The organism is Bacillus sp. GW823-FHT06A11 (assembly GCF_058795355.1).
In genome coordinates this window covers 1,004,928-1,030,772 of the sequence record NZ_JBXAHS010000001.1, presented here as the reverse complement: position 1 = coordinate 1,030,772, position 25,845 = coordinate 1,004,928, and the positions used below count along the sequence as shown (strand labels likewise).

26 protein-coding genes, 1 pseudogene, 1 riboswitch and 1 other annotated feature are annotated in these 25,845 nt (G+C 34.5%); of the genes and pseudogenes, 16 read left to right on the top strand and 11 right to left on the bottom strand.

Annotation, left to right across the window (positions count from 1 at the left end):
- Nucleotides 1-91: 91 nt before the first annotated feature.
- On the bottom strand, nucleotides 92-1,366 hold the full coding sequence (locus tag AC1Q8L_RS05075; protein ID WP_086387342.1) for a murein hydrolase activator EnvC family protein: 1,275 nt from the start codon (nucleotides 1,364-1,366) through the stop codon (nucleotides 92-94).
- Between the two features lie 495 nt (nucleotides 1,367-1,861).
- Here AC1Q8L_RS05075 and gltP point away from each other — a divergent pair, with 495 nt between their 5' ends.
- From gltP to AC1Q8L_RS05030, 9 genes are all read left to right on the top strand, one after another.
- Nucleotides 1,862-3,136: a glutamate/aspartate:proton symporter GltP gene (gene gltP / locus AC1Q8L_RS05070; RefSeq protein ID WP_000821130.1), complete on the top strand. Its 1,275-nt coding sequence runs from the start codon at nucleotides 1,862-1,864 to the stop codon at nucleotides 3,134-3,136.
- Between the two features lie 68 nt (nucleotides 3,137-3,204).
- Complete coding sequence (locus AC1Q8L_RS05065; RefSeq protein ID WP_000824653.1) at nucleotides 3,205-3,723, top strand: ribonuclease FAU-1 family protein; 519 nt, start codon at nucleotides 3,205-3,207, stop codon at nucleotides 3,721-3,723.
- 120 nt (nucleotides 3,724-3,843) lie between these two features.
- Nucleotides 3,844-3,949, top strand: a riboswitch (SAM riboswitch).
- A 94-nt stretch (nucleotides 3,950-4,043) separates the two neighbouring features.
- Nucleotides 4,044-5,360: a Na+/H+ antiporter NhaC family protein gene (locus AC1Q8L_RS05060; protein WP_000665470.1), complete on the top strand. Its 1,317-nt coding sequence runs from the start codon at nucleotides 4,044-4,046 to the stop codon at nucleotides 5,358-5,360.
- 182 nt (nucleotides 5,361-5,542) lie between these two features.
- Entirely contained in the window at nucleotides 5,543-5,899 is a 357-nt protein-coding gene (locus AC1Q8L_RS05055; RefSeq protein ID WP_000808640.1) for a lmo0954 family membrane protein, read from the top strand.
- A gap of 47 nt (nucleotides 5,900-5,946) precedes the next feature.
- Nucleotides 5,947-6,609: a PspA/IM30 family protein gene (locus AC1Q8L_RS05050; protein WP_000814127.1), complete on the top strand. Its 663-nt coding sequence runs from the start codon at nucleotides 5,947-5,949 to the stop codon at nucleotides 6,607-6,609.
- Between the two features lie 106 nt (nucleotides 6,610-6,715).
- Entirely contained in the window at nucleotides 6,716-7,456 is a 741-nt protein-coding gene (gene liaF, locus AC1Q8L_RS05045) for a cell wall-active antibiotics response protein LiaF (protein ID WP_000716094.1), read from the top strand.
- The gene (locus tag AC1Q8L_RS05040; protein WP_000744326.1) at nucleotides 7,456-8,511 is read left to right on the top strand and encodes a sensor histidine kinase; all 1,056 of its coding nucleotides are present in this window, start codon (nucleotides 7,456-7,458) and stop codon (nucleotides 8,509-8,511) included. The genes liaF and AC1Q8L_RS05040 overlap by 1 nt, the downstream gene beginning before the upstream one ends.
- Nucleotides 8,508-9,140 carry a response regulator gene (locus AC1Q8L_RS05035; RefSeq protein WP_000598707.1) on the top strand — a complete coding sequence of 211 codons (633 nt, stop codon included), beginning with the start codon at nucleotides 8,508-8,510 and terminating at the stop codon, nucleotides 9,138-9,140. Before AC1Q8L_RS05040 ends, AC1Q8L_RS05035 begins: the two co-directional genes overlap by 4 nt.
- Nucleotides 9,141-9,221: 81 nt before the next feature.
- Complete coding sequence (locus AC1Q8L_RS05030; RefSeq protein WP_072939635.1) at nucleotides 9,222-9,560, top strand: DUF3922 domain-containing protein; 339 nt, start codon at nucleotides 9,222-9,224, stop codon at nucleotides 9,558-9,560.
- A gap of 24 nt (nucleotides 9,561-9,584) precedes the next feature.
- On the opposite strand, the gene brnQ3 is transcribed toward AC1Q8L_RS05030, so the two are convergent.
- Complete coding sequence (brnQ3, locus tag AC1Q8L_RS05025) at nucleotides 9,585-10,940, bottom strand: branched-chain amino acid transport system II carrier protein BrnQ3 (protein ID WP_001099168.1); 1,356 nt, start codon at nucleotides 10,938-10,940, stop codon at nucleotides 9,585-9,587.
- A 56-nt stretch (nucleotides 10,941-10,996) separates the two neighbouring features.
- Nucleotides 10,997-11,255, bottom strand: a binding site (T-box leader).
- 273 nt (nucleotides 11,256-11,528) lie between these two features.
- On the opposite strand from brnQ3, the gene AC1Q8L_RS05020 reads away from it, so the two are divergent.
- On the top strand, nucleotides 11,529-11,738 hold the full coding sequence (locus AC1Q8L_RS05020; protein WP_000880630.1) for a hypothetical protein: 210 nt from the start codon (nucleotides 11,529-11,531) through the stop codon (nucleotides 11,736-11,738).
- Nucleotides 11,739-11,778: 40 nt separating this feature from the next.
- Here AC1Q8L_RS05020 and AC1Q8L_RS05015 read toward each other — a convergent pair whose 3' ends face one another.
- Complete coding sequence (locus AC1Q8L_RS05015; protein WP_000026288.1) at nucleotides 11,779-12,555, bottom strand: class I SAM-dependent methyltransferase; 777 nt, start codon at nucleotides 12,553-12,555, stop codon at nucleotides 11,779-11,781.
- Between the two features lie 108 nt (nucleotides 12,556-12,663).
- Between AC1Q8L_RS05015 and AC1Q8L_RS05010 the strand changes: the two genes are divergently transcribed.
- Nucleotides 12,664-13,515, top strand: a complete 852-nt coding sequence (locus AC1Q8L_RS05010; protein ID WP_000677052.1) for a YhfM domain-containing protein — start codon at nucleotides 12,664-12,666, stop codon at nucleotides 13,513-13,515.
- 197 nt (nucleotides 13,516-13,712) lie between these two features.
- Here AC1Q8L_RS05010 and AC1Q8L_RS05005 read toward each other — a convergent pair whose 3' ends face one another.
- Complete coding sequence (locus tag AC1Q8L_RS05005; RefSeq protein ID WP_001053359.1) at nucleotides 13,713-13,910, bottom strand: hypothetical protein; 198 nt, start codon at nucleotides 13,908-13,910, stop codon at nucleotides 13,713-13,715.
- 150 nt (nucleotides 13,911-14,060) lie between these two features.
- Between AC1Q8L_RS05005 and AC1Q8L_RS05000 the strand changes: the two genes are divergently transcribed.
- The 3 genes from AC1Q8L_RS05000 to hmpA all read left to right on the top strand — a co-directional run bounded on the left by AC1Q8L_RS05000 (nucleotide 14,061) and on the right by hmpA (nucleotide 17,159).
- Nucleotides 14,061-15,158: a site-2 protease family protein gene (locus AC1Q8L_RS05000; RefSeq protein ID WP_000794493.1), complete on the top strand. Its 1,098-nt coding sequence runs from the start codon at nucleotides 14,061-14,063 to the stop codon at nucleotides 15,156-15,158.
- A gap of 114 nt (nucleotides 15,159-15,272) precedes the next feature.
- Entirely contained in the window at nucleotides 15,273-15,791 is a 519-nt protein-coding gene (locus AC1Q8L_RS04995; protein ID WP_000735528.1) for a hypothetical protein, read from the top strand.
- Between the two features lie 159 nt (nucleotides 15,792-15,950).
- Entirely contained in the window at nucleotides 15,951-17,159 is a 1,209-nt protein-coding gene (gene hmpA, locus AC1Q8L_RS04990; RefSeq protein ID WP_000947339.1) for an NO-inducible flavohemoprotein, read from the top strand.
- Nucleotides 17,160-17,191: 32 nt separating this feature from the next.
- Here hmpA and AC1Q8L_RS04985 read toward each other — a convergent pair whose 3' ends face one another.
- Nucleotides 17,192-17,704, bottom strand: a complete 513-nt coding sequence (locus tag AC1Q8L_RS04985; protein ID WP_000600585.1) for a Crp/Fnr family transcriptional regulator — start codon at nucleotides 17,702-17,704, stop codon at nucleotides 17,192-17,194.
- A 170-nt stretch (nucleotides 17,705-17,874) separates the two neighbouring features.
- Between AC1Q8L_RS04985 and AC1Q8L_RS04980 the strand changes: the two genes are divergently transcribed.
- The gene (locus AC1Q8L_RS04980; RefSeq protein WP_000883009.1) at nucleotides 17,875-18,102 is read left to right on the top strand and encodes a hypothetical protein; all 228 of its coding nucleotides are present in this window, start codon (nucleotides 17,875-17,877) and stop codon (nucleotides 18,100-18,102) included.
- Between the two features lie 293 nt (nucleotides 18,103-18,395).
- On the opposite strand, the gene AC1Q8L_RS04975 is transcribed toward AC1Q8L_RS04980, so the two are convergent.
- The 3 genes from AC1Q8L_RS04975 to AC1Q8L_RS04965 all read right to left on the bottom strand — a co-directional run bounded on the left by AC1Q8L_RS04975 (nucleotide 18,396) and on the right by AC1Q8L_RS04965 (nucleotide 20,944).
- The gene (locus AC1Q8L_RS04975; protein ID WP_000455762.1) at nucleotides 18,396-19,196 is read right to left on the bottom strand and encodes a sulfite exporter TauE/SafE family protein; all 801 of its coding nucleotides are present in this window, start codon (nucleotides 19,194-19,196) and stop codon (nucleotides 18,396-18,398) included.
- Nucleotides 19,197-19,313: 117 nt separating this feature from the next.
- Nucleotides 19,314-20,312: an inorganic phosphate transporter gene (locus tag AC1Q8L_RS04970; RefSeq protein WP_000380276.1), complete on the bottom strand. Its 999-nt coding sequence runs from the start codon at nucleotides 20,310-20,312 to the stop codon at nucleotides 19,314-19,316.
- 11 nt (nucleotides 20,313-20,323) lie between these two features.
- On the bottom strand, nucleotides 20,324-20,944 hold the full coding sequence (locus tag AC1Q8L_RS04965) for a DUF47 domain-containing protein (protein WP_000231445.1): 621 nt from the start codon (nucleotides 20,942-20,944) through the stop codon (nucleotides 20,324-20,326).
- Between the two features lie 311 nt (nucleotides 20,945-21,255).
- Between AC1Q8L_RS04965 and AC1Q8L_RS04960 the strand changes: the two genes are divergently transcribed.
- Nucleotides 21,256-23,298, top strand: a complete 2,043-nt coding sequence (locus AC1Q8L_RS04960; RefSeq protein WP_000769253.1) for a transglycosylase domain-containing protein — start codon at nucleotides 21,256-21,258, stop codon at nucleotides 23,296-23,298.
- 79 nt (nucleotides 23,299-23,377) lie between these two features.
- Here the strand turns inward: AC1Q8L_RS04960 and AC1Q8L_RS04955 are convergent, their stop codons facing one another.
- The 3 genes and pseudogenes from AC1Q8L_RS04955 to AC1Q8L_RS04945 form a co-directional block, all read right to left on the bottom strand.
- Entirely contained in the window at nucleotides 23,378-23,806 is a 429-nt protein-coding gene (locus AC1Q8L_RS04955) for a hypothetical protein (protein WP_001265579.1), read from the bottom strand.
- 217 nt (nucleotides 23,807-24,023) lie between these two features.
- A pseudogene (locus tag AC1Q8L_RS04950) lies at nucleotides 24,024-24,308 on the bottom strand (hypothetical protein).
- Between the two features lie 223 nt (nucleotides 24,309-24,531).
- Nucleotides 24,532-25,803 (bottom strand): ATP-binding protein, encoded by a 1,272-nt coding sequence (locus AC1Q8L_RS04945; protein ID WP_000937248.1) that lies wholly within the window; start codon nucleotides 25,801-25,803, stop codon nucleotides 24,532-24,534.
- Between the last annotated feature and the right edge of the window lie 42 nt (nucleotides 25,804-25,845).

The window sequence follows — 25,845 nt, the reverse complement described above, 5'->3', positions numbered from 1 at the left end:
TCGTAAACTATAGGCATTTAGTTATAGTCTATGTAGAATGCCTATATTGTGTGAAGTGTAAATAAAAAACCTCGGTAGGTACCGAGGTTTTTTATAATCCGATATAAGGAGATGGGTCGACTGCGTTTGTCTTGCCGACATTCCATTCTCCAAGATGAAGTTCGAAGTGTAAATGTTGTCCGTATGATTGGCCCGTGTTCCCCATAAATCCAAGCTGATCGCCTTGTTTTACAGTTTGTCCATTCGATACAGAACGGCTATTCATATGAGCATATACTGTCGTATATGTTTTTCCGTTTATACGGTGAGATAAATACACTACGTTTCCGTAACTAGATGATAATTCTGAGCGAATAACAACGCCATCTGCAGCAGCGATAATTGGAACCGTTCCCGAAGCGGCGATGTCAATTCCTTTATGGTTATCTAAAGAACGTACACCAAATCCGGAAGTTTTTGATCCAGCTGCTGGTTTGATAAAGCCACCGATGTTTGTATCATGTGGTGTTGGAGCTGCTTGAGTTGCTTGAGCAGATTTAGTAGCTTGTTGTTTGCGAGCCTCTTCTGCCTGGCGAGCTTCTTCCGCTTTACGAGCTTCTTCGGCCCGTTTTTCTTCTTCAATTGCTTTTTGCACAGCTTGACGTTGATTTTCTAAAATGCCTTTGGATTCTTCTAATCCTTCAATCTCTGAATCTACTTTTGCTACTTTCGTATGTAGATCGTTAATAAGAGTCTGTTGCTGCAGTTGGTTATTTTGTAATTCTTGTTGTTTTTGTTCTAGTTTTTGCTCAGATTCTTTCAGTTGTTGTTCTTTTTTCTCAACAGCTTCTTTTTCTGTAGTTACAGCATTTTGATCAGATGTTTGTTTTTTTACAATATCTGTATCGTTGTTTAATATTAAACTTACGGAGTACATATTATCAACAAGATCAGCAATGTTTGTAGAGTTTGTTAATACTTCTGTAATGATATTTGTACGCGGTTTTTCTTGCATAGATTGTAATCGTTGTTTAATAACTTCCTGACGTGTATCTATGTTTGTTTGTAATTGTTCTATATGTTTCTTTTTGTCAGTAATTACTTGTTGTGTTTTGCTAATTTCTTTTTTTGTATCGTTTAATTCAGCCTCGTTTTTATTAATAGAAGTAGTTAATTCATCGATTTTTTTCTGTAATTCTTGAATTTCTTTTTCTATTTGTTCTTTCTCGACTGATTTATTTTGTAAGTCACTTTGTTTGCCTTCTAATTCAGATTGAATGTTAGATAATTTATCTTGATTTGTTTCAGCGTATACGGGTGAAAGTAACGGGGAAGCAAAAATCGTTCCTGCTGCTAAAACACTAAACGCTGCAAATTTCTTTTTCATAGTTGTCTGACTCCTTTCCCTATGAATGTTATATATCATAAGAAGAAGAGTGTCTATCGTTGTAATCATAATGTAAAGAAAACTTTATAAAATTGCTAAGTTTTGTCGGAATTTATCATTTTTCAACTTTAATTGTCATAGTACTTACATTTTATTTATGGCTGTAATAAAGGTATATTTTGGGATTTATCTGTAAAATACAGGAGGAAAGTAATAGTTTTTATGGGGTGAAATAGTACTTAGAAAGCTAATAAAACACTAGTAAGGAATCGTTCTCATGTGAGGTTTTCTAACATGGGTTTATTTTTTGTCAAGAAAATTATTTGCATTCGGGGAAAGTTATTTTGTTGTCAGATTTTAAATTTTGATTTATGATTTTTAACAGGGACAAAATGTAGTGAATTGTCGAATAATATGTAATACTCTTAATTTCTTAGTTTTATAGAGATAGAATGAGAGATAGAGTGACACATCGAAGAGGGGGTTACAACAAATATGAAAAGAATAGGACTTGCATGGCAAATATTAATAGGGCTTGCGCTTGGTATTGCGGTTGGGGCGATTTTCTTTGATAATCCAGCTGTTGTTAAGTACTTACAACCAATTGGTGATATTTTCATCCGATTAATTAAAATGATCGTTGTACCGATTGTTGTAGCAAGTATTGTTGTTGGGGTTGCTGGTGTTGGCGATGTTAAAAAACTAGGTCGACTAGGCGGAAAAACAATTCTTTACTTTGAAATTATTACAACAATTGCAATTATTGTTGGTCTATTAATAGCGAATATTTTCCAACCAGGAAAAGGCGTAAATATGGAGCAGTTAACAAAGACAGATATTTCGAAATATACACATACGACAGAGCAAGTACAAAGTCATTCATTTGCAGATACGTTTGTAAATATTGTTCCAACGAACATTATGAAGTCATTGGCTGACGGAGATATGCTTGCTATTATCTTCTTCTCTGTACTATTTGGTTTAGGTGTAGCAGCAATTGGTGAGAGAGGAAGACCAGTTCTTCAATTTTTCCAAGGTGTAGCTGATGCAATGTTTTATGTAACAAACCAAGTTATGAAATTTGCACCATTTGGTGTGTTTGCACTAATTGGTGTTACAGTTTCTACATTTGGTCTTGCTTCATTAATTCCATTAGGGAAATTACTAATTGTCGTATATGGAGCAATGATCTTCTTCGTCGTAGTTGTCTTAGGACTTACAGCGAAAATATTTGGAATTAACATTTTCCAATTCTTTAAGATTTTAAAAGACGAGCTGATCTTAGCGTATTCTACAGCAAGCTCAGAAACAGTTTTACCAAAAATCATGGAGAAAATGGAGAAATTCGGTTGTCCGAAAGCAATTACATCTTTCGTTATTCCGACAGGTTATTCATTTAACTTAGATGGATCAACTTTATATCAAGCAATTGCAGCTATTTTCTTGGCGCAAATGTACGGTATTGATTTATCTATTACACAACAAATTACATTATTACTTGTATTAATGGTTACATCAAAAGGTATCGCAGGTGTACCGGGCGTATCATTCGTTGTATTATTAGCGACACTTGGTACAGTAGGTATTCCACCTGAAGGTTTAGCGTTCATTGCTGGTATTGACCGTATTTTAGATATGGCTCGTACAGCAGTTAACGTTGTAGGAAACTCTTTAGCAGCTGTAGTTATGTCTAAGTGGGAAGGTCAATATGACGCTGAAAAAGGACAAGCTTATTTAAAAGAGATTTCTGAAAAGGGTCAAGCTGCTTAATTATAATATGAACAAGCTCTCACATAATATGTGGGAGCTTTTCTGTATATAGAAGAGGAGTATACATAATGAAACGTAAATATGGTGACGGTTCTTCGTGGAAAAGACTAATAGAAAAGAGTTATAGGCTTAAGCAAGTGGAAGAGGGAATGCTCGGAATACTGGATATAAAAAAGGTGAGAGAGCCTAGTTGTAAAGAATATGATGGTAAAGAAATTTGTATTGCAAGTGATGGGTATATGTGGGTTCAATATTTCATTAATGGAAAGAACTTTGCGATTACAGCTATGTTAGATGATAGGCACAATTTAGTGCAATATTATATTGATGTGACGAAAGAATATGAAATAGACGATCGTGGTTTACCGTATTTTGATGATTTATATTTAGATGTAGTATTATTACCTAGCGGTAAGGTGTATGTATTAGATGAAGAGGAGCTAGAGGATGCTTATAAAAGTGGCGATGTCACGAAGGAAGAGTATGAGTTAGCTTGGTACACTACGAAATGGATATTAGAAGCAATAAAAAATAGTGAATTTTATTGGATTTCAATATTGGAAGAAGAAATCGAAAAGTTAAAATGATTATTGTATTCAAATTTTTGTATAATTACCAAAAAAATCTATACAAAAAATAATTGACTTTTGTTTTGTAAGCGAGTAAAGTTAGGGAAGAAATTATTATTAAAAAATAAATATGAAACCTTCTTATAAAGAGAGGCGGAGGGACTGGCCCTACGATGCCTCGGCAGCGGACTCGATTTCAGAGTGCTGTGCCAAATCCAGCAAGCATGTGCTTGAAAGATGAGAAGAGCGTTTCTTATAGATGTATAAGACCTCTTCTCATCGGAAGAGGTCTTTTGTTATTCATTAGAAAAAGGTTGAAACTAGGGAGAGATGGTACTTTGAAAGAAACGAGAGGAAATGGTTTAGCTTTATTACCACTTGGGATATTTTTGGCGCTATTCATTGGTTCTGGAATTATTACAGGTGATTTCTATAAATTGCCGATACTTGTAGCAATTTCAATTGCTGTAGGAATCGCTTTAGTGATGAATCGTAAAGAAAGTTTTAATGTGAAAGTCGAGCGGTTCGCTAAAGGTGCAGGAAATCCGGATATTATGATTATGGTATTAATTTTTGTGCTTGCAGGTGCATTTTCTGAAACGGCTAAAGGAATGGGCGGAGTAGACTCAACTGTTAATTTAGCGTTAACTATTTTACCGCCAGGATTTATCGTAGCTGGAATCTTTGTTATTGGTGCATTTATTTCATTAGCAATGGGAACTTCAATGGGAACAATTGCAGCATTAGCGCCGATTGCTGTAGGTATTAGTGGTCAAACTGATATCTCAATTGCGCTTGCAATGGCTACTGTTGTTGGGGGAGCGATGTTTGGTGATAATTTATCATTTATTTCAGATACAACAATCGCAGCTGTTCGTTCACAAGGAACAGAAATGAAAGATAAGTTTAAAACGAATTTTTTAATTGTGTTACCAGCGGCTATTATTACAATTGTACTATTAGTAATAGTTACTTCAGGAAGTGACACGCAAATTAAAGCACATAGCTTTGATTGGATAAAGATTTTACCGTACGCAGGAGTACTTATTACAGCGCTACTTGGCTGGAATGTACTTATTGTATTAACTGGTGGAACTGTATTATCTGGTGTTATCGGTCTTATAGATGGAAGTTACACGTTAGAAAGTTTCTTTAAAAGTGTAACGACTGGAATGGGCGGTATGATGGAGTTAGTATTACTTGCTATATTAATTGGCGGTATGGTTGAATTAATCCAATATAATGGTGGTATTCAATATTTAATGAATGTATTAACACGTAATATTCGTTCGAAAAAAGGTGCGGAATTTGGTATTGCTGGTTTAGTAAGTATGACGAATATGTGTACAGCGAATAATACGATTTCGATTATTTTTACAGGCCCGCTTGCAAAAAATATTGCAGATCAATATGAAATAGACCCTCGTAAATCAGCGAGTGTATTAGATCTTTTCTCATGTTGTGTACAAGGATTAATTCCGTACGGTGCCCAAATGTTAACGGCAGCAGGATTTGCAGCGTTATCTCCGGTTGAATTGTTGCCATATGCATTTTATCCAATCTTAGTTGGAGTATGTGGGATTGTTTCTATTTTAATTGGATTTCCAAGATTTTCTAAAGTAGCTGAGAAAAAAGAGTATCATAAAACAGCTTAATTTAATATGAATGTTAGTAATTAAAAAAACGTGCAGAGAATAAACTCTGCACGTTTTTTTGCGTAAAGGGCTGAATATGACTCGGTCTTAAGTCTGAGTTAAAAACGGTTCTTAAGCTCGTTATGGAAAGATGAAAAAATAGTTAAGATAAGAGTATCAAATCGAAGGGAGGCAAGCACAAGATGAAACAATTTCTAGCGTTTATCGCAGCCGGTATTTTGGCTTTAATTGCTCTTGGTAGTCTTGCTGGTATTGTAGGATTCGCAATCGGAGCAGGAGTTGTATATTGGAGCTATAAATCATTTGTGCGAGCTAAGTCATTTTTTGGAAAGTTAGCTTGGGGTATTGTTGGTTTAATCGGTTTATCCATTGCGCTTTCTCATTCACCAGCATTAATCGGTATCGCTGCTTTAGTGGTTTTATACTACGGATACCGTGAGTGGAAAAAAGAAAAAGATGTAGTTGTTGAATCTGCTCCAGAAAGTTCTAAACCATATAGCAACTTTGAAGATGAGTGGAACAAATTAATGAAAAACTAAAACAATAAATCAAATTATAAATAAAGTAGAAGAGAGGAAGATTTATAATGAAACAATCTTTATTCGGACGTGTACGCGATGCAATTTTAGCTGATTTTCATAACGTGTTAGATGAGAAGGAAAGAAAAAATCCAATTGCGATGTTAAACCAATATTTACGTGATAGTGAGCGTGAAATAACAAAAATTGAGAAGTTAATTGAACGTCATAAAACATTAAAATCTAACTTTGCTCGTGAGCTTGAGCAAGCACGTTATTTCGTTAACAAAAGATCAAAGCAAGCTATCATTGCTCAAGAAGCAGGCGAATTACAATTGCACGAACGTGCGTTAGAAGAGGTAGCTTATTATGAAGGGCAAGTAACTCGATTAGAAGAAATGTATGCAGGTGTTGTAGAGCAAATTGATGAGTTAGAGCGTCGTCTTTCTGAAATGAAAAATAAATTAAAAGAAATGCACGCAAAGCGTATGGAACTAATGGCACGTGAAAATATGGCACATGCAAATCGTCGTATGAATACTGCAATGCATAAAATGGATGAAAATAATCCGTTCTTACGATTTGAAGAAATTGAAGATCACATTCGTGACTTAGAAACTCGTATGAATGAAGAGCATGAGCGTGACACATTTGATATGAAAATTGCAAAACTTGAGCGTGAAATGAAAGAAAAGAATGATGTATCGTTAACGAAAGAGTTAACAAAATAATAGTAGTATATTATAAAACAGGCTTATGATATAGTGATAGGAGAAAAGGTGTTGGAAAGCAATGCCTTTTCTTCTATGTATATGTGACAAGAAGGGGGGAGCTGAAATGAAGAAACATTTTTCAAAGACACAATTAATGGGGATGCTCCTCATCATATTTGGATTCGGTCTTTTTCTTGATATGATACTTGGACATTTTGAACCAGGTGGTCTCATTTTTGCATTTATTATGCTTATGTTTGGAAGGCATTATCGTAAAAAGAATCGTTATGTACGGGGAAATGTATTTTTATTTGTTGGTGGTATCGTATTTTTATTCTTCTTATTTTCATCAGCAGCATTTGTTCTTGTCGTATTTGCTTGTTTAGCTTTAATTGGTTATCAATTGATTCAACAAGGGCATCAGCAAAAAGCAATGAAGGTTGAAATTAAAGAAAAAGGGATTATAGACGAAGAGAAGCAAATATATCGTACAGAACCATATTTGAAAAATATGTTTGTAGGCAATGTACGAATGATGGATCATATTTATGAACTTGAGGATATTAATGTTCAATACGGTGCTTGTGATGTGGAAATAGATTTAACTACTGCTATGATTCCAGAAGGGGAAACGGTAATTGTTATTCGGGGTGTCGTTGGTAATATTCGTTTATATGTGCCATATGATATTGAACTTTCTTTAAATCATTCTGTTATTGTCGGACGTGTGCTCTTGCCAGGTCATGAAGAGACAGGGTTTAACCGCAATGTTACATTTAGAACAGAGCAGTATAAAGAGGCTCCTCGTCGTATTAAAATTATTTCTTCGCTTGTCGTAGGCGACACGGAAGTGAGGAAAGTATAATGAAGAAACAAAAAAATATTTCGTGGATGTATATTCGTTATTCTATGTTGTCCTCAGTTAGTATCGCACTCATTTGTACAATTGTATATGTATGGAAAAGCGAGCAACAAGTGTATGATTTATTATGGAAGGAATCCATCGCTTCTGTTCCAATTGGCTTGTTTATTATGACTACAAGTTTACTTATCGGGGGAATTGTAGGATATGCAATCGGTTACTATATAGAGCAGCGTATACAAGGATTAAATACGTTTCTATTTGAAGTAGAGCGAGGGAATTTTCCGAGCGATGTTTCGTTTACTGCAGATGATGAATTTCATGAAGTGGAACGAAAAGTAATCGTTTTGGCTCGTCGATTAGAGGAGCAAGCTGGACTCTTTCAAAAAGTAACGAATGAACGAGCTCATTGGAATGAAGAGATGAGACAAGAAGCGATTTCTCAAGAAAGGCATCGTTTAGCAAGGGAGTTGCATGATTCAGTAAGTCAGCAGCTTTTCGCAATGTCGATGATGATGTCAGCGATTAATGAACAAATAACTGAATTTCCAGATGTGACAAAAAAACAATTACAACTTGTTGAAAATATGGTTGTAAATGCTCAATCAGAAATGAGAGCATTGCTCCTTCATTTACGTCCTGTACAATTGGAAGGTAAGAAACTGACAGAAGGTATAGAGGAATTATTAACGGAATTATCGCGAAAACAACATATGAAAATTGAATGGCTTATTGAGCCAATAGAATTAAAAAAAGGTGTAGAAGATCATTTATTCCGTATTGTGCAAGAAGCGCTATCAAATACGTTGCGACACGCAAAGGCAAAGAAAACAGAAGTGCGCCTTCGAAAAATTGATCAATATGCGATTTTAAAAATTATTGATGACGGCGTTGGGTTTGAAGTAGGCGTTAATAAGGCAGGTTCATATGGCCTAAGATCGATGCAAGAGCGTGTTCATGAAATTGGTGGGACACTCAAGGTGCTTAGTTTCCCGGCCAAAGGTACACAAATAGAAGTAAAAGTACCGATTATGATTGAGAGAGGGGGAGAAGTATGATAAAAGTATTGCTTGTCGATGATCATGAAATGGTTCGTATGGGTGTATCGGCATATTTATCTACACAGCCAGATATTGAAGTAGTAGGGGAAGCTGAGAATGGACGAAAAGGATCAGAATTAGCATTGCAATTAAGACCGGATATTATTTTAATGGACCTTGTTATGGATGAGATGGATGGTGTCGAAGCAACACGTGCTATTATTCAAGAATGGCCAGAAGCAAAAATTGTAGTTGTAACAAGCTTTTTAGATGACGAAAAATTGTACCCTGTTATTGAGGCTGGTGCGACCAGTTACTTATTAAAAACATCAAGAGCAAGTGATATTGCTGATGCTGTACGAGCTACTTATGATGGAGAAACAGTATTAGAGCCGAAAGTTACCGGGAAAATGATGTCCCGTATGCGTCAAAAGAAAGAGCAACCTTTGCATGATGACTTAACGGAAAGAGAGTTTGAGATTTTGTTATTAATTGCAGAGGGAAAAAGTAATCAAGAGATTGCGGACGAGTTATTTATTGCACTGAAAACGGTAAAGACACATGTGAGTAACATATTAAATAAATTGAATGTAAGTGATCGTACTCAGGCAGTTATTTATGCATTTAGGCATCAATTAACGAAGTGATAAAGTGAAGCTTTAATTGGCGGGGAATTCCTCGCTGATTATTGGCTCGCTACAATATAGATTTGGCGTTAAAACCATCGAATGTTTTTATTGACGATAAATAATGTAAGCGTTATCATTAAGGTGTTAACAGTACATATAAAGGGGAGAATGTATATGTTAGTTCAAACTATATTCGGAATGGATAAGTCTAAAAAATTAGGGGAGTATGTGAACGCATTACAAGCACTTTGTGAACAATATAATGTTGAAACAGATAAAATTGCGATTATTGAGGCAACAGAGGAATACTATTTATTTTTAGTAAAGCAAGAAGAGCGCTATGATGTTGTCAAGGTAGAAACAGTTGATACAAATATTGAATATTATACGAAAGCTTATAAAATAAGCAGTTTTAATCATACTGCTTATCAAATGTAAAAAAACTCCCTTTTGGGAGTTTTTTTAGGAGGCTTTTACTTCGTTAGATTCGATTAGTAATGGAACTTTTTTCGTACCGCTTAACTTAGCGATTGTAAGGCCAAGAAGAGCTCCTGCTAATGCTGGTATTAGCCAACCGATTCCTTCATTATATAAAGGGATAAATTCAAAATATGGTGTGATGAATGAAACTGAAATACCACCTTGTTTTAATCCATCAAATACGCTCACTACAGCTGCTCCGATTAAAGCACCTACATAAACAGAACGATATCCACCGAAGTATTTATGAAGTAATGATAGTAGTACGAGTACAATCGCAATTGGATACACAACAAGTAGAATTGGAACAGAGATTGCGATAATTTTTGTTAAACCTAAGTTGGCAACTAATAATCCTAATGCGCAAATGATACTCGCGAATGTTTTGTATGAAAATGTAGTCAATAATGTTGAAAAATATTGGCTGCACGCAGATACGAGTCCAACGCATGTCGTTAAACAAGCGAGTGTAACGATAAGAGATAATAGGAGCAAACCGTACGGACCGAATAATTGTTGTACGATAACAGTAAGTAGCTGTCCGCCATTTTTTGCATATCCGAGAGAGACACTAGTTGCCCCAAGCCAGCCTAGTGCACCATATACAAGTACGAGTCCTGTAGCGGCAATAAGCCCTGCTTTTGCTGTGGCGATGGCAATGGACTTACGATCATTCACACCTTTAGAGCGAATTGCATTTACAACGATAATTCCAAATGCAAGTGCTGAAATGGTGTCCATTGTTAAGTACCCTTCCATAAAGCCTTTGAAGATTGGAGAAGTTTGATACTCTTGCATAGCTGGTCCTGATTGCCCAAGTGGTGTAAAGACACTTTTAACAAACAATAAGAAAATTGAGAGTAATAAAATAGGTGTTAATATATTTCCAATACGATCGACAAGTTTAGATGGATTTAAACTCAGCCAAAATACGATAGTAAAGAATATGATTGTATATACAAATAGCACTAGGCTGCTAGAGCGGATTGTTTCTGGTAAGAAAGAACTAACACCCATTTCATAAGCGACATTTGCAACACGTGGGATGCCCATGGATGGACCGATGGCAATGTATACAACTACTGTAAAGAAAATTCCGAATAATGGATGGACATGACTTGCAAGTTGCTGCATCCCATTTCCTGATAGAGAAATTGCGATAACAGTTAGTAGTGGTAAGCCAACTCCTGTTAGTAAAAATCCAATCATTGCTGGCCAAAAATTTTCACCTGCGTTTTGGCCAAGCATGGGAGGGAAAATTAAATTACCTGCCCCAAAAAATAAAGAAAATAGCATAAGACCCGTGAAAAAAATATGTTTTTTTGATACAGTGTTCATTGTTTTTCCTCCTTTTTTAAATTCATTTGTAAGAACACAAAAAACTCGTCCCTAAAGAAAGGGACGAGTTATATTTACCCGCGATACCACCCTAATTTACACATGTAGAAATAAATCTATATGTATACGGCTTTGCAACGTACAACATGATACGTGTTCCTTGTAACGGGGGACGGCCGGTAAGAACTTACTGTAACATTCGGTTCTACTTCTCGGAGATGATTTTCGGTTACGCACTGAACGTTGGCTTTCAGCAAATCGCCAACTCTCTGGGGAACAGTTCTATAACGTACTCGTTCTCGTCAATGAATTTTTATTCAAGTATTCTGACAGTATTGTTGCATGTTTTTTTTAGAAAGTCAATATGTTTTTTTGAAAGATATATTTATATACGGAAATATCGAAAGTAATATTCGTTGTTGCAAAAGGAATAATGAATTGTAAAATGGGAGTAAAAATTTGTGGAGAATTGTAAAATTTATAGAGAAAGTTGATATTTATAGGAGTAAAGAAGGGATTATTTGAATTTACAGAGAATATTACAACAATCCACTTGCTGGAAAGAACAAACCAAAAGAGGTGACTGAAATGCTTGCGATGGGAGTATTATTTGGCATTATTGCTATAATTGGTTTTATGTGGTTATATTATTCGCGTTCGTTTAAACAAGCAGAAGTTTTACTCTTTCAAAAAGGTAGTTTGTTGACAAATCAGTCTAGATATTTAGTATGTCCGAAGTGTGGAAGTGCACAGGCCAGAAGTGGAGGATATCAAGAGTGTTGCAAAATTAGATTATGAAAGAAAGGAAGCCTCACATTATTTTGTGAGGCTTCCTTCCTTACAACTTCATGGCGCTCCAAATTGTCCATCGATCTCTTTCAATAATAGGAGAGACGTTTTGTAATGCGGTCTGTATATGTTGTAGAAGTTGAGAAAGTTCATCATCTGTTAACTCATATAGAATGGATCGACCTGTTCGAGGAGATAAATCTTGTAGCAATGCTTCTACAGAATCATGTATTTTTCGTACTTCCCATTGTGTTTGTGTGGGAAGCACGTGAAGAGAATGTTTTTGTAATTCTTTCTGTATCGTGTTGGTTTTTGGGCGTCTTTTTGACTCTATTTCAATGAGTTTTGGAAATATAGAGAAAAAATATCCACGAATGTGTTCGGGACTTCCTGGAACTGTACAATCTTCAATCGTTCGATCTTGTAAAATAAGTACACCGTTTTTATTTAATATACGAGAAGCTTCACATAAAAATGTAGGAATGTCTTGTAAATGATGAATAACTGCACGAGAAATAACTATGTCGAATGTTTCATTAGGGTATGGGATATTATGTGCATCACCGTGGATGAAAGAAATATTTGGAATGTTGCCGCAATTTTCTTTTGCAGCTTGTAATATTTCTTTTGAAAAATCAAGTCCCACAACATTTTTGGCTCCCATAAGAGCAAGTTCTTTCGTATAAATCCCGCCACCGCAGCCAATATCAATTATTTGCTTGTTTTGTATGTCTGTAATGTTTTTTACCATTTCAGCCCAAGAAATATGAGCGTTTCTTGTTGCGTATGTGTATTTATTATTTGGATCATGAAAATTAATGGACATGATAAAGACCTCCTTTCAATGATTAGTATAACTTATTTAATAGGATGTCACGTTTTTGTTTTATGTATGAAGATTATAAGAATTTCTTATCGTAAAAGGAGGATTAATTTGAAAGGGAAATATGTATTGTTGTTATTTGTTATGTTACTAGCAGCTTGTGGTCAAGCTGAGCAAAAAAAAGAAACAAAAAAAGTAGAAGAGACGGTGAATGAAGTGAAAGAAACAATAGAGGTAACCGTTATACAAAAAAAACATAAAGAGAAAAAGTTGCAGGAATCAGAAGCGAAGTTAGTAATAGACATTTTGGATAAAGCTGAGAAACAAGAAATAACCGGAAGCTTCGGTGAACCTGAATATGAAATACAAATTAGTAGAGATGGGAAAAAAGAAACTTATTATGCATGGTTAAGGGGAGAAGATAGACGAGGATGGGTGCAATATAAGAAAGCTATGTATATGTTGAATGAAAAAGATACGGAAAAGCTTTTGGCTATATTTCCAAATGTTTCAGAACAAAAAGAAGATGAGATGCAGGTAGGTCCTTTAACGGAAGTAACAAAAAAAGATTTGCAGATTACTACGTTTCATATTAAAGCGGGCGATCAAAACGTGAATTATATGGTACGGTATACGATTTCACAATCACTATACAACAAGTTAGTGAAGGAACGAGAGTATTATTTGCAACTCACTTTCCCAGAAAAAGTTCAAAAATTAATTGGAGCAAAAGAGAGTGAAATGATTTTAGGTGAAAAAGTAAAGGAAGGGTATAAGCAATATGAATTGAAGGCTACTGTTCCGATAAAAGGTGCTTCAGAATCACAATTAAAATCATTAGAAACATATTACGAAAAGTATGATTTGAAAATATTAAACAGTGAAAAAGAAAAAATAGGCGTGTTTCAAAATATAATTCAAATCGTTAAAGAGTATGGTGAAAAAATGAATTTTCAAAGATAAAGTGAGACTTTAATCGGCAGAGGATGCTCATTTTTCGTTGATTAATAGTCTTTGCCAATTCGGCGTTGATTCCCGCTTAACTTCTTTGTTCCAACTGAATTTTGAGATAAGATCCTTATTGGCTGTAACTGAATTGAAATTCTATATAGCCTTTCCTAGGAAATGATAATAGAGAGGGGAGAAGAACACCCTCTCTATTATTTTGCTTTTGCAGATGGCTCATTCATTGATTTTCGTGTAATAAGAAATGAAATCATAAGAGCGGAAAGAATGATAAGAGTGATAAGTAAGTGATTTGGCAACCAATCTAATAATAATACATAGCTCACTGTATAAAAAATAAGAGTTGAAGCTAAAAATGATAAAACACTTATTATGAGAGATTGTAAATTCATTCGTATATACCTCCTTTATTTATATTTTTGGCTAAAAATGGATTAAATAAACATTATTTCTAACAATAGAAAAAAATATGTCATAATAGAGAAAAGAACAAGCTTTGATGAATGAATAGGATTCATTAATGAGAGATAAAGGAGAGGAATATGAAAAATAATAAAAAAGGATTATGGGGAATTATTGTTGCGATAGGTCTATTTTTACTGTCTAAGTTAAAGTGGGTATTTGCAATTTTTAAATTAGCAAAGTTTTCAACGGTATTTAGTATGTTTCTATCGCTTGGCGCATACGCAGTTCTATATGGTTGGAAATTTGGAGTGGCGCTCATTTATTTGTTGTTTGTTCATGAAATGGGCCATTTATGGGCTGCGAAAAGAAAGGGGATCCCAACATCGCCAGCAATCTTTATTCCGTTTATGGGGGCCCTTATTGGAATGAAAGAGATGCCGAAAAATGCGAAAGATGAAGCTTACATCGCCTATATGGGGCCGCTTTTCGGACTTCTTTCATTTTTACCCGCGATTCCACTTTATATAATGACGCAAGAGCCGTTTTGGGCGCTTGTTATTTTGCTTGGAAGTATGATTAATTTCTTTAATTTAATTCCTGTTTCGCCGCTAGATGGTGGGCGAATTATTTCAGTTGTCAGTACTAAAATTTGGGGAGCAGGCCTTATTTTATTACTTGGCTATTCAATTTACTTTAAAAGTATTTTGGGAGGATTTATTGTTATTATCGGTTGTATGGAATTATACAGAGTGATAAAGAGAGATGAGCCGATTAAGGAATTAGGGCATAAAATTGATGGAATGAAAGAATATGTTGCTAGGCTTGAAGAGGAATTAAAAGAAACTGGAGCTGTACATCGGACTATATACATGATGCATCATGAGATGAATGCATTAAGACAAAGAGAACGGGAAAAAGAGTTACAAATAGGTGAACTTCAAAAAATGGAAGTGTTAGAGTATCTTTTACCGAAGTTTGAACCGTTAGATTATGTTCCATATGAAGATGAAAAAGATGAGTATACTATTCACATAAGAGAAGTATTTGAAGCGTCAGAAAGAAAATTAAATGAATGGAAAACAGAAAAGGAACAACAAGAAAACTATTATAAAGTGGATACGAAAACGAAATGGACAGTATTTGCTTGTTATATCGGATTAATAGCTATACTTGGTTATACAGCTTATGAAGGTTATATTGTTTTACAGGAGCATTTGCCAAGACGAAATGTGTAGAAAAATATTGTCGAAATGATAGGAAGAATTAATACAGGAATTATATTTCTACGAGAGAATGTTACAAGTATAGTCATACATTGTAATATCTTTAGTAGAGAAGGAGTTCTGTATATGAAGAAATTGTTAAGTGTATTCGGGATTATTATCGTAATGATCATTGCGAGTTATAGTCTTATGAAAGTGCTGTTACATTATGCGAATAAGCCTGCTGAGGTAAATACAATAGCTCAAGTAGAAGATGTGCAAGAAGAGACAAACGTGCTAGATTTTATTCGAATGACACATGAAAGCTATAATAATTTCTTAAATTACGGTAAAGCAGAGAATTATACAGACGGGGATTGGAAGCAATTTAAGCAATGGTTTCAACAACAAGAACCATCTTTAAAAAATATACATACGGAAATAAAGAATGAAAAAATAAAACGCGATGTAAATAGAAGCTATGAAATTGTAAAAAAAGGTGTGGAACTTCAAAATATTGAGTATGTAGTGTATGCCCACCGTGTATATCATGACTTGGATATTATCGTAAATAAATATAGAGGTGAAACGAATATCTGGGGGTATACGGAGTTTGGCGATGGGAAAGATAGAAAGGTAATTGAACAAGCTATACAAACAAAATAATAAGCTAGCTAGAATTCTAGTTAGCTTATTTTCTTTTGTAAATGCAATGTTCATATATTATTCACAAAAACAACGTGTTAATAGTGATTAAAATCACAATCTGCATTATAAGATTCAGTTAAACTAAAAACAGTTAAGGAAATAGAGGAGTGGGATACAATGTTAAGTGCAAAAACAATTGAAATCGTAAAGTCAACAGTACCATTATTACAAGAAAAAGGCGTTGAAATTACAACGAGATTTTATCAAATTTTATTTTCAGAACATCCGGAGTTATTGAATATTTTTAACCATACGAATCAAAAAAAGGGAAGACAACAACAAGCGTTAGCGAATGCTGTTTATGCAGCTGCAACGTACATTGATAATTTAGAAGCAATTATTCCGGTTGTAAAACAAATTGGTCATAAGCATAGAAGTTTAGGTATTAAAGCTGAGCATTATCCGATTGTAGGTACATGTTTACTACGTGCCATTAAAGAGGTCGCAGGTGCACCTGATGAAGTTTTAAATGCATGGGGAGAAGCATATGGTGTCATTGCTGATGCATTTATTAGCATTGAAGCAGAGATGTATGAAGAAGCTGCACATAAAGAAGGTGGATGGAAAGACTTCCGCAACTTTGTGATTGTTAAAAAAGTGAAGGAAAGCGATGTTATTACGTCATTTTATTTGAAACCTGAAGATGGAGGGAAAGTTTCTTCATTCATCCCAGGTCAATATGTAACGGTTCAAATCAATATTGAAGGTGAGACATATACACATAATCGTCAATATAGTTTATCTGATGCACCTGGGAAAGAATATTATCGTATTAGTGTAAAGAAAGAAAAAGGTGTAGATACACCAGACGGTAAAGTATCTAATTACTTACATGAACATGTAAAAGAAGGAGATGTTTTACCAGTAAGTGCACCAGCGGGAGATTTCGTGTTAAATATGGATTCAACGTTACCAGTTGTACTAATTAGTGGTGGAGTAGGGATTACACCGATGATGAGTATGTTAAATACGTTAATTGAACAAGATTCAAAACGTAATGTATATTTTGTTCATGCAGCAATAAATAGTAATACACATGCAATGAAAGAACACGTTAAGGCAGTAGAAAATGAATATGAACAAGTTAAAGCATATACTTGTTATTCTGCACCGACTGAAAAAGATTTAGAAATGAAGAACTTTGATAAAGAAGGTTTCGTTGAAAGCGAATGGTTAAAAACTATTATTCCGACAACTGAAGCAGAATTTTATTTTTGTGGTCCAGTAGCATTTATGAAGCATATAAATGCTGCACTAACTGATTTAGGTGTGAAACAAGAGCATATTCATTATGAATTTTTCGGCCCAGCAACAAGCTTACAATAAGACGAATGAGAATAAACAAAAAAACGAGGTATTTATTTTACCTCGTTTTTTATTTGTTCTCGTAATAAACGGTTAACTGTTTCACGGCGTATGCCTATCAGTTGACCAATTTCAGTTTGTGTTAATATTTCATATATAGGAATGTCACCTAAATATAATGTGAACCATTCTTGTAAACGATGAAGACGTTCTTTCGGCGAGACGGTTGTCAATTGATCAATTCGTTGTTGCATCATTCTTAATTTAGATTGCAATTGCATAGCGATGTTGGCATATGATTCGGGATTTGCTTGAAGTCTCTCATACCATTCACTACTAGTGATCGGTTCAACTTCTGTTTTTATTAAAGCGATAGCTGTACCGTGATATTCTTTCGGTGAAATCAAAGAATGATGAGGTATTGTTTCACCTGGAACGATAATGTTGAATAAAAATGGTGTTCCGTCTTCCTCTAGCCGAACTACTTTTAATAAGCCTGTTTTTATAAAGTATAAAGGACCGTCCTCGCCTTGACGGAATAGTACATCTCCTTTGTGTAGAATCAATGTTAGCCCCCCATTAATATGTTTCTATTTCTTCTATTTTAGCGTATATGTATATAGACAATATGCTATTTCAACAGCAATTTCATTGACGAAATGTATGCTATTACAGTAGTATACTATTTAGTGTGTAATAGTACTAGCAATGAATACGCTGTAGGGGGTTTAGTATATTGTTAGATGCGATGAGAATGACGGATATGAGAATTCCGGCGAATGCTATCATTCATGTAGAAGAGATGAAAGGTGGAGTCGTTTTATCCGTTGAAGTAGACGGCCAAATTATTTATACGATGGCTTATGATGAAGAAACAGATAGTTATGCTGAATTATATGATCGAAATGATAAGAGGGCGTGCCAAGTACATGAAGACTTTATGGGATGGTCACTTCTTCACTAAAAAAGATGTCAATATGACATCTTTTTTTATTAAATCGATAGAATATACAAAGAAATGAAATATAAGGATAAAATTTGTAATAATTGATTTTGCATTGTTAGCACTCTGTAACTGCAAGTGAACTATTTTTTCGCTATCATAAAGATAACAGTCGCAGTTATAGGAGTGGTCAACTTGAAGAAAGTACATATTTCAAATTATATGTTATTATGTGTTTGTTTAATTTTATTTGTTCTCCTCGGAGGATTTTTATATTCATGTGTATAAGAAAAACGCATTCTAAAAAGAATACGTTATAAAAGGGAAATAATGATTAATCTAGTTCCAAGAATAATTAACGTAATACGTAATAAATTAATTACGGCGTTACCACTTAGTTTTGTATTAATATAAGCCCCGATTTTTCCGCCGATCCATGCACCAGGAATAAGGATTAATGCATAAATCCAGCTGACATTTCCAAGTGAGATGTGAGTTGCAGAACTTACAATTGCTGATAGAAATACGATGAACATTGAAGTTGCTACTGCAATATGTGCTGGGAATGCAAAAAGAAGCATCATTGCTGGAACAAGTAAGGCACCGCCACCAATTCCAAATAACCCAGATATAAACCCAACTATAAAGGCAATAAAGATAGCAAGAAACGGTGGGAATTGATAGTGTACAGTATTTCCATCATTATCTGTAAAAGAACGCTTAATTACAGACGTATTTGAGAGGGAAAGAGGTTTTAATTTGTCTCGAAGCATAAGTAGAATTGAGACGAATATAAGGAAAATCCCAAAGTATAAAGAAAATGTGTCTTGGTTTAAAAATTTATTTGCCCATGATCCGATAATACCACCAGGGCCGCTTCCGATAAATAAAATAAGTCCACTTTTATAATCTACTCGTTTATGCTTCATGTAAGTAAGGGTGGAAGATAGTCCTGTAAAAACGACTGTTACCATAGAAGTCCCTACTGCAAGTTGTGGTGATAAACTGTGTAATCCAATTAATAACGGAACAATAATAATTCCGCCTCCAAGCCCAACTAGGCTGCCGACTGTCCCGGCGATTAGTCCGATGAAAAGTAACATGATGTATTCCAAAATTGCCAACTCCTCTAAATAACTTATCCACCAATTATTATACACGCTTTTTAATGAGAAATAGGCTTGTTCACAAAAAAGTCGTCTTCCTAGAAAAATAAGGAAGACGACTTTTGATTAGAAAACAAAATGTAATAGATAGTAAAACAGAGCAGCTAAAGAAGCTGAAATAGGAAGTGTAATAACCCATGTAATTAACATACGTTTTGCAGTTCCCCATTTTACCCCTTTCACACGGTGAGAAGCACCAACCCCTAAAATAGAAGAAGAGATAACGTGCGTCGTACTAACCGGTAAGTGAATGAATGTTGCACCGAAAATAACAAGTGATGATGATAAATCGGCAGCTACACCATTTACAGGACGAATTTTCATAATTTGTCCACCGACAGTTTTAATAATTTTCCATCCACCGACAGAAGTACCAAGCCCCATTGCGATAGCACAAGATAATTGTACCCAGAACGGAATATCGCTAGAAGTATGATAGTTATTAGCCATAAGAGCCATCGTAATGATTCCCATTGCTTTTTGTGCATCATTCGTACCGTGTGTATAGGCTTGTAATGCTGCAGTGAAAATCTGGAATATACGGAAGTTTTTGTTCGTTTTCGTTAAGTTAAAGTTTTTAAAGACCACTTTAAAAATACTGTATACGATATAACCAATAACGAAAGCGATAATTGGTGAAATGATTAAAGCTTCAAGAATTTTAATGAATCCTTTAAGGTTTAATGAGCTAATACCAGCAGCAGCAATGGCTGCACCTGCGATTGAGCCAATAATTGCATGCGAAGAACTACTTGGGATACCGTAGTACCAAGTAATTAAGTTCCATGCTATCGCCGCAAGTAAAGCAGCTAAAATTACAAGAGAACCATTTTGTAAAGCAAATGGGTCAACGATATCTTTTGTAATCGTTTTTGCTACACCTGTAAATGTCATTGCACCTAAAAAGTTCATAATAGCTGCCATAATAATTGCATGTCTAGGCTTTAGAGCTTTCGTTGAAACAGCCGTTGCAATAGCGTTTGCTGTATCGTGAAATCCATTGATAAAGTCAAAAGCTAAAGCGCAAATGACTACTAAAACGGTCAGTATCAAGAGTGTATCCATGATCAAACTCCTTACGCATTCTTCATAATAATTGTTTCTAATACGTTTGCAACGCTTTGACAGCTATCAGCTACTTCTTCAAGCTCTTCGTAAATCTCTTTAAATTGAATAATCTTAATCGGATCTTTCTCACGAGAGAATAAGTGCTTAATCGCATGACGACGAATATCATCGCATTGTGATTCGTAATCCTTAATCTTAATCGCGTTCGTACGAATGTCGACTAACTTCTTTTTAGACAGTAGTTCAACAGAATTTGCAATTTCAATTGCACATTGATTAATTGCTTCTACGAATTTAATCATGTATTCATCAGCTTCTGTAATAGAATACATTTCGAACAGACCAGCACTGTGATCTAATCCGTCTAATACATCATCCATACTCATTGCAAGTTGTAGGATGTCCTCACGTTCAATCGGAGTAATAAACGCTTTGTTTAGCTCCATAATGATTTCGTGAATAAATGAGTCACCTTTTGACTCATACTCTTTCATGCGCATAGAAAACTCTTTTAAATCGCTAGCATTTTTAATTTTATACTCCACGAAAAATTGCGCGCCTTCTTTTAAATTTTCGGAAACATTCATTAACATTTCAGAAAATTTATCTTTTTTTGATTTAAAGACCATTATTGTTACCCCCACAAAAGTAATATATGTAAAATATATTGGCTAATCAATTCTAACAAAAAACTGTCGTTTTTTAAAACATTTTATCGAAAAGTTTACAAAAACTTAACATAACTCTCGTTGTTCTATTAATAATATTAATATCCAATAGTGAATATCTTACTTGTAGAATGTCCTTTTCTTGCAAAAAGTATGAATGTAAAAGAAAAGCTTTACACTATAGGAATGACTACGTTATTATAATAAATTTAAAAGGCGGTATATTCTTCCTTTTAAAAAGAAGAGTGTAAATAAATGAAGGAAGTGAACGAATGAAATTGAAGAACACTCATTTTAAAAAAATGCTTGAGTGGTTCAATAAGAGGAAGAAACTTCGTAATTCATTAATTGTATTGGGAAGTGTACTCGTTACTCTATTTATTGCTGTAAATATAATAATTTCCATTCAAGACATATCTGAATTAAAACAAGCTGTTCCACAACCGACTTTAATTTATGATGCAAATAATGAGGTCGCAACTAAATTAGCTTCTTCGAAAACAGAAGGCGTTAAAAGAAAAGATATTCCTGATATTATGGTTCAGGCAATTGTTGCAGTAGAAGATAAGGGATTTTTTAACCATCATGGTATTTATTATAGTGGAATTATAAGTGCAGTTTTTAAAAATATTACAGCAGGAGAAGTTGTAGCAGGGGGAAGTACAATTACACAGCAGCTCGCGAAGAATGTATTTCTGACACAAGATCGTACATTTTCTCGTAAAATAAAGGAATACTTTTTAACGAAAAAAATAGAACGTACTTATACAAAAGATGAAATTATTGAAATGTATATGAATCAAATTTATTTTGGGGAAGGTGCTTGGGGGATAAAGAGGGCAGCTAAATCTTATTTTGATAAAGAGGTAAAAGATTTATCAATTTCAGAAGCTGCAACGATCGCGGGCTTAATTAAAGCGCCGTCTGCGTATTCGCCTTATAAAAACTTTAATAAATCAATTGAACGACGTAATGTCGTATTAAGTTTAATGAAGGAACAAGGATATATTTCTGAAGAGCAATACAATAAAGAAAAAGAGTCAGGCCTTGTATTAAAACGTGGGGTTGATGATAAATATAAAGGTAAATACTCCCAATATGTAGACTATATAGTTAGAGAAGCGATGGATAAGTATGAATTAACACAAAATGAAATTTTAGCAGGTGGTTATCGTATTTATACTGAGCTGGATCCGAAAAAACAACAAGCTGTAGAAGATGTTGTGAATAATGATAGTTATTTCAAAGATAGTGGCTCAGATCAACTTATGCAAACGGGTGTAGTCCTTATAAATCCCAAAACAGGCGGTGTTCCAGCTTTAGTTGGGGGGAGAGGACCATATCAGTTTTTACAATTTAATCATGCTACGCAATTAAAAAGACAGCCAGGTTCAACATTAAAGCCTCTAGCTGTATATGTACCCGCTTTAGAACAAGGGTATGAGGTATACGATATATTAAAGGATGAACCATTTCATATTAAAGAATATGAACCTAAAAATAGTGATCAGGCTTTTCATGGTAATGTGACAATGTACGAAGCGGTAGCAAAGTCGTATAATGTTTCTGCTGTGTGGTTATTAGAACAAATAGGATTAGATAAAGGATTGAAATCTTTAGAGCGATTTGGTATTCCATTAGTACCAGAAGACCGTACGTATCCAATTGCTTTAGGTGGGATGCATGTAGGGACATCTCCATTTGTAATGGCCCAAGCATATAGTACATTCGCTAATGATGGGGTTCAAGTAGAGGCTCATGCAATTAGAGAAGTTCAAAATGCTGAAGGGGAAATAATAGGGAAATGGTATAAGAAAGAGACACGAGTGACGAGTGAGAAAATCGCTCAAAAGATGACGTATTTATTAAAAGGTGTTGTAGAAAAGGGAACAGGTGGAAAAGCGAAAGTTAATAATGTTGATACAGCAGGAAAGACAGGGACGACTCAACTTGTAAATGGTCCGAGCGTAGGAGCGAAGGACTCGTGGTTTGTAGGATACACACCAGATTTAGTAGGTGCGATTTGGGTGGGATATGACAAAACAGATAGCGAGCATTATGTGCCAGGTGGTAGTCAAATTACGACGACGATGTTCCGGGACATCATGAAAAAAGCAAATGCAAACCCAGCCCAAAAAGCGTTCCAATTGTCGTTAATATCTGAGGCTGACTATAAAAAACAATTGCAAACAATTGAAGAAGAAAAGAGAAGAAAAGAAGAAGAAAAGAGAAGGCAAGAAGAGGAACAACAAAGGAAAAAAGAACAGCAAGAGTGGTTTGATAAAGTGAAAGAGTGGATTCCATCATTATGGTGAAAAAAGAGGCGAATTTCATTATTCGCCTCTTTCTCATGTGAAAAATAAAGTGAGCTCATAATGAGTGAGATAAATGCTACTATTCATTAAGAGTAATGTTCGTAATGCCAAAAGATTGAGAATCGTATGTGACGATTATTGTTCCTTTACTAATCGGTTCGTAAGGTAATTCTTCTTCATAACTACCATTATTTTCATTATGGATAGACAGCGTGATTTCATCAATTCCTTTATTTGTATAATGATCTTTAATCGTTTCAGCAATTTGAAGTAGAGTTTCGTAGTTAGAAGCTTTCGTAATAAGCATTCCTTTTATAACTTTTTTTTCATTATTTGTGGAATTGGAATAAGGGATGTCGTTTTGTTTCGTATACAAAAGTTTGTATGGAACTGTTTTTCTCTCCGCTTTTGAAATAGTGGAATATTTTAGAGTTAAAAAAAATCCTACACATAAAATAATGCATACCATAAGAGCAATCCAAATGCGTATCAGTGACATAACTCTCATTTTTCATCCCTCTTTCATATCTTTGACTTCATTATTTATCATACAAAATGAGGATTAAGATAGAGTAAATTTGAGGTAAAGAAACGTAAAGAAGGAGCACTTATCCTCCCAAATAAGTGCTCCTTTTTATTAAAAGAGAGATTTAATAGACAATCAAAATCACATCTATTACTTATAAATGTGCTTAGTCCTCCCAAAATATTTTCGGAAATTGTGGTTAGTAAATTCGGAAGACAGATAGTGTCGCAGTTGTATCGCCCGCAGGTCCTTGAGCGCCTTGAGGCCCTTGAGCACCAGTAGTCCCCGTAGTTCCTCCACCTAGTCAACCAGATCTATATTGAACTAGAATAGCTTGACCAAGAGCTTGAAGAAGTCTAACAAATTCTGTAAGTTCTGACTTAGGGATGTTAATATGGCTACATGCTCTTACTTCTCAACAATCATTACCATAAAATACTTTTCCTTTATTTTTATTGTTCATCTTTTCATTCTTTTCTTTCATAGAATCATTAGTCATTACTATATATTAAAATGAAATTTATACTAAATTCGTGATGGACAAACTACCATTTCTAAAAAAATAAGAAATTGGCCCACCTAGAAAGAAATAAGTAAGATATAGAGAAAGGTTTATATAATGTAAAGAAGAAAAGTGCAACATAAAAAACTACATGCTAATTGTTGGGAGTGTTTAACAATTGGCATGTAGTTCGTGGATTAGTCCTTTATTTACATTGATTTAATTTTTCAAGGGTTGTTTTAGGTAAGATTGGAATTGAAATAGTGAAAGTTGTACCATCTTCATTACTAGTCATTTTTAATGTGCCGTTATGATTTTGGATGATTTTTTTTGTTACTGACAAGCCTAGTCCTGTTCCCGAATCCTTCGTTGAGAAGAATGGATCAAAGATATATTCTTGAATAGCTGGAGGAATACCAATTCCATTATCTGTGAAAGTAATCCGAACGAAGTTATCAAGGCGATAACTAGTGATTTGAATAGAAAGAGGTTTGTCGCCTTGAGCATCGACGGCATTTTGAAATAGATTTAAAAACACTTGAACAAGTTCATGTCGATCAATATTGACTAAAATATCATCTAATTCATTAGAGAAGTTATAATCAATTGAAATGTTATGCAAGGAGACTTCACTAGCTAGTAACTGTTGAATATAGTCACGTAAAAATGTATTGATCGGAAACGGTTCTCTTGTAAATTCCCGTGTTTTTGAAACAGCTAAAAATTTTGTAATAATATTATTTGCACGATCTAATTCAGGGATAAGCAAGTTTTTAAATAACTCTTGATTTGATGTAGAAACGCTTTCTTGTAAAAATTGTAAGTATCCTCGTACTGTTGTAAGAGGATTTCGTACTTCGTGTGCAATTCCAGCTGCGATTCGCCCTGCTAACGAAAACTTCTCTGCATCACGTTCTGTATTTAAATAATGAAAGACACTAATAACTCTAAAAATCTCACCGTTATAATCACGAATAATTCGGTTATTTATAATACCGTAATTTTTGTCTAAAACTTCTTCATTATATATTTCTGTTCCCGTTCTTAATGTTTCAATTGCTTTAATTTTTTCTTCCGGCAAGTTTAGTAATTGTTGAATTGGTTTTCCAATAATATCATTGCGTATTACACCGAAATCATCTGCGGCAACTTGATTACATAAAGTAATATTCCCTTTACTATCGACAAAGGTTACATGATGTGAAAAGGCATCAAAAATATGAACAAAGTGTTTTTCAAGTTGTTCAAATAAAAATAATGAATCACAAGTAAGTTGAAAATTAGCTTCTTTATTTTCTTTTGGTATTTCTTGAATGGAATGAGTTGTTCTGGTTTTCTTTATTCGTAAACCAATATGTGGATTTTTGTATGTGAAATGATGTGGTAATTGATTCACAAGTTCTTCATAAAAACGCACTTTATTTTCTAGTTCTTCAATTCGTTTTTCATGAGATACAGTAGCATCGTTTGGAAGCATAAATAAATAACCCCTCATTTTAAAAATTCTTCCATATAGTAT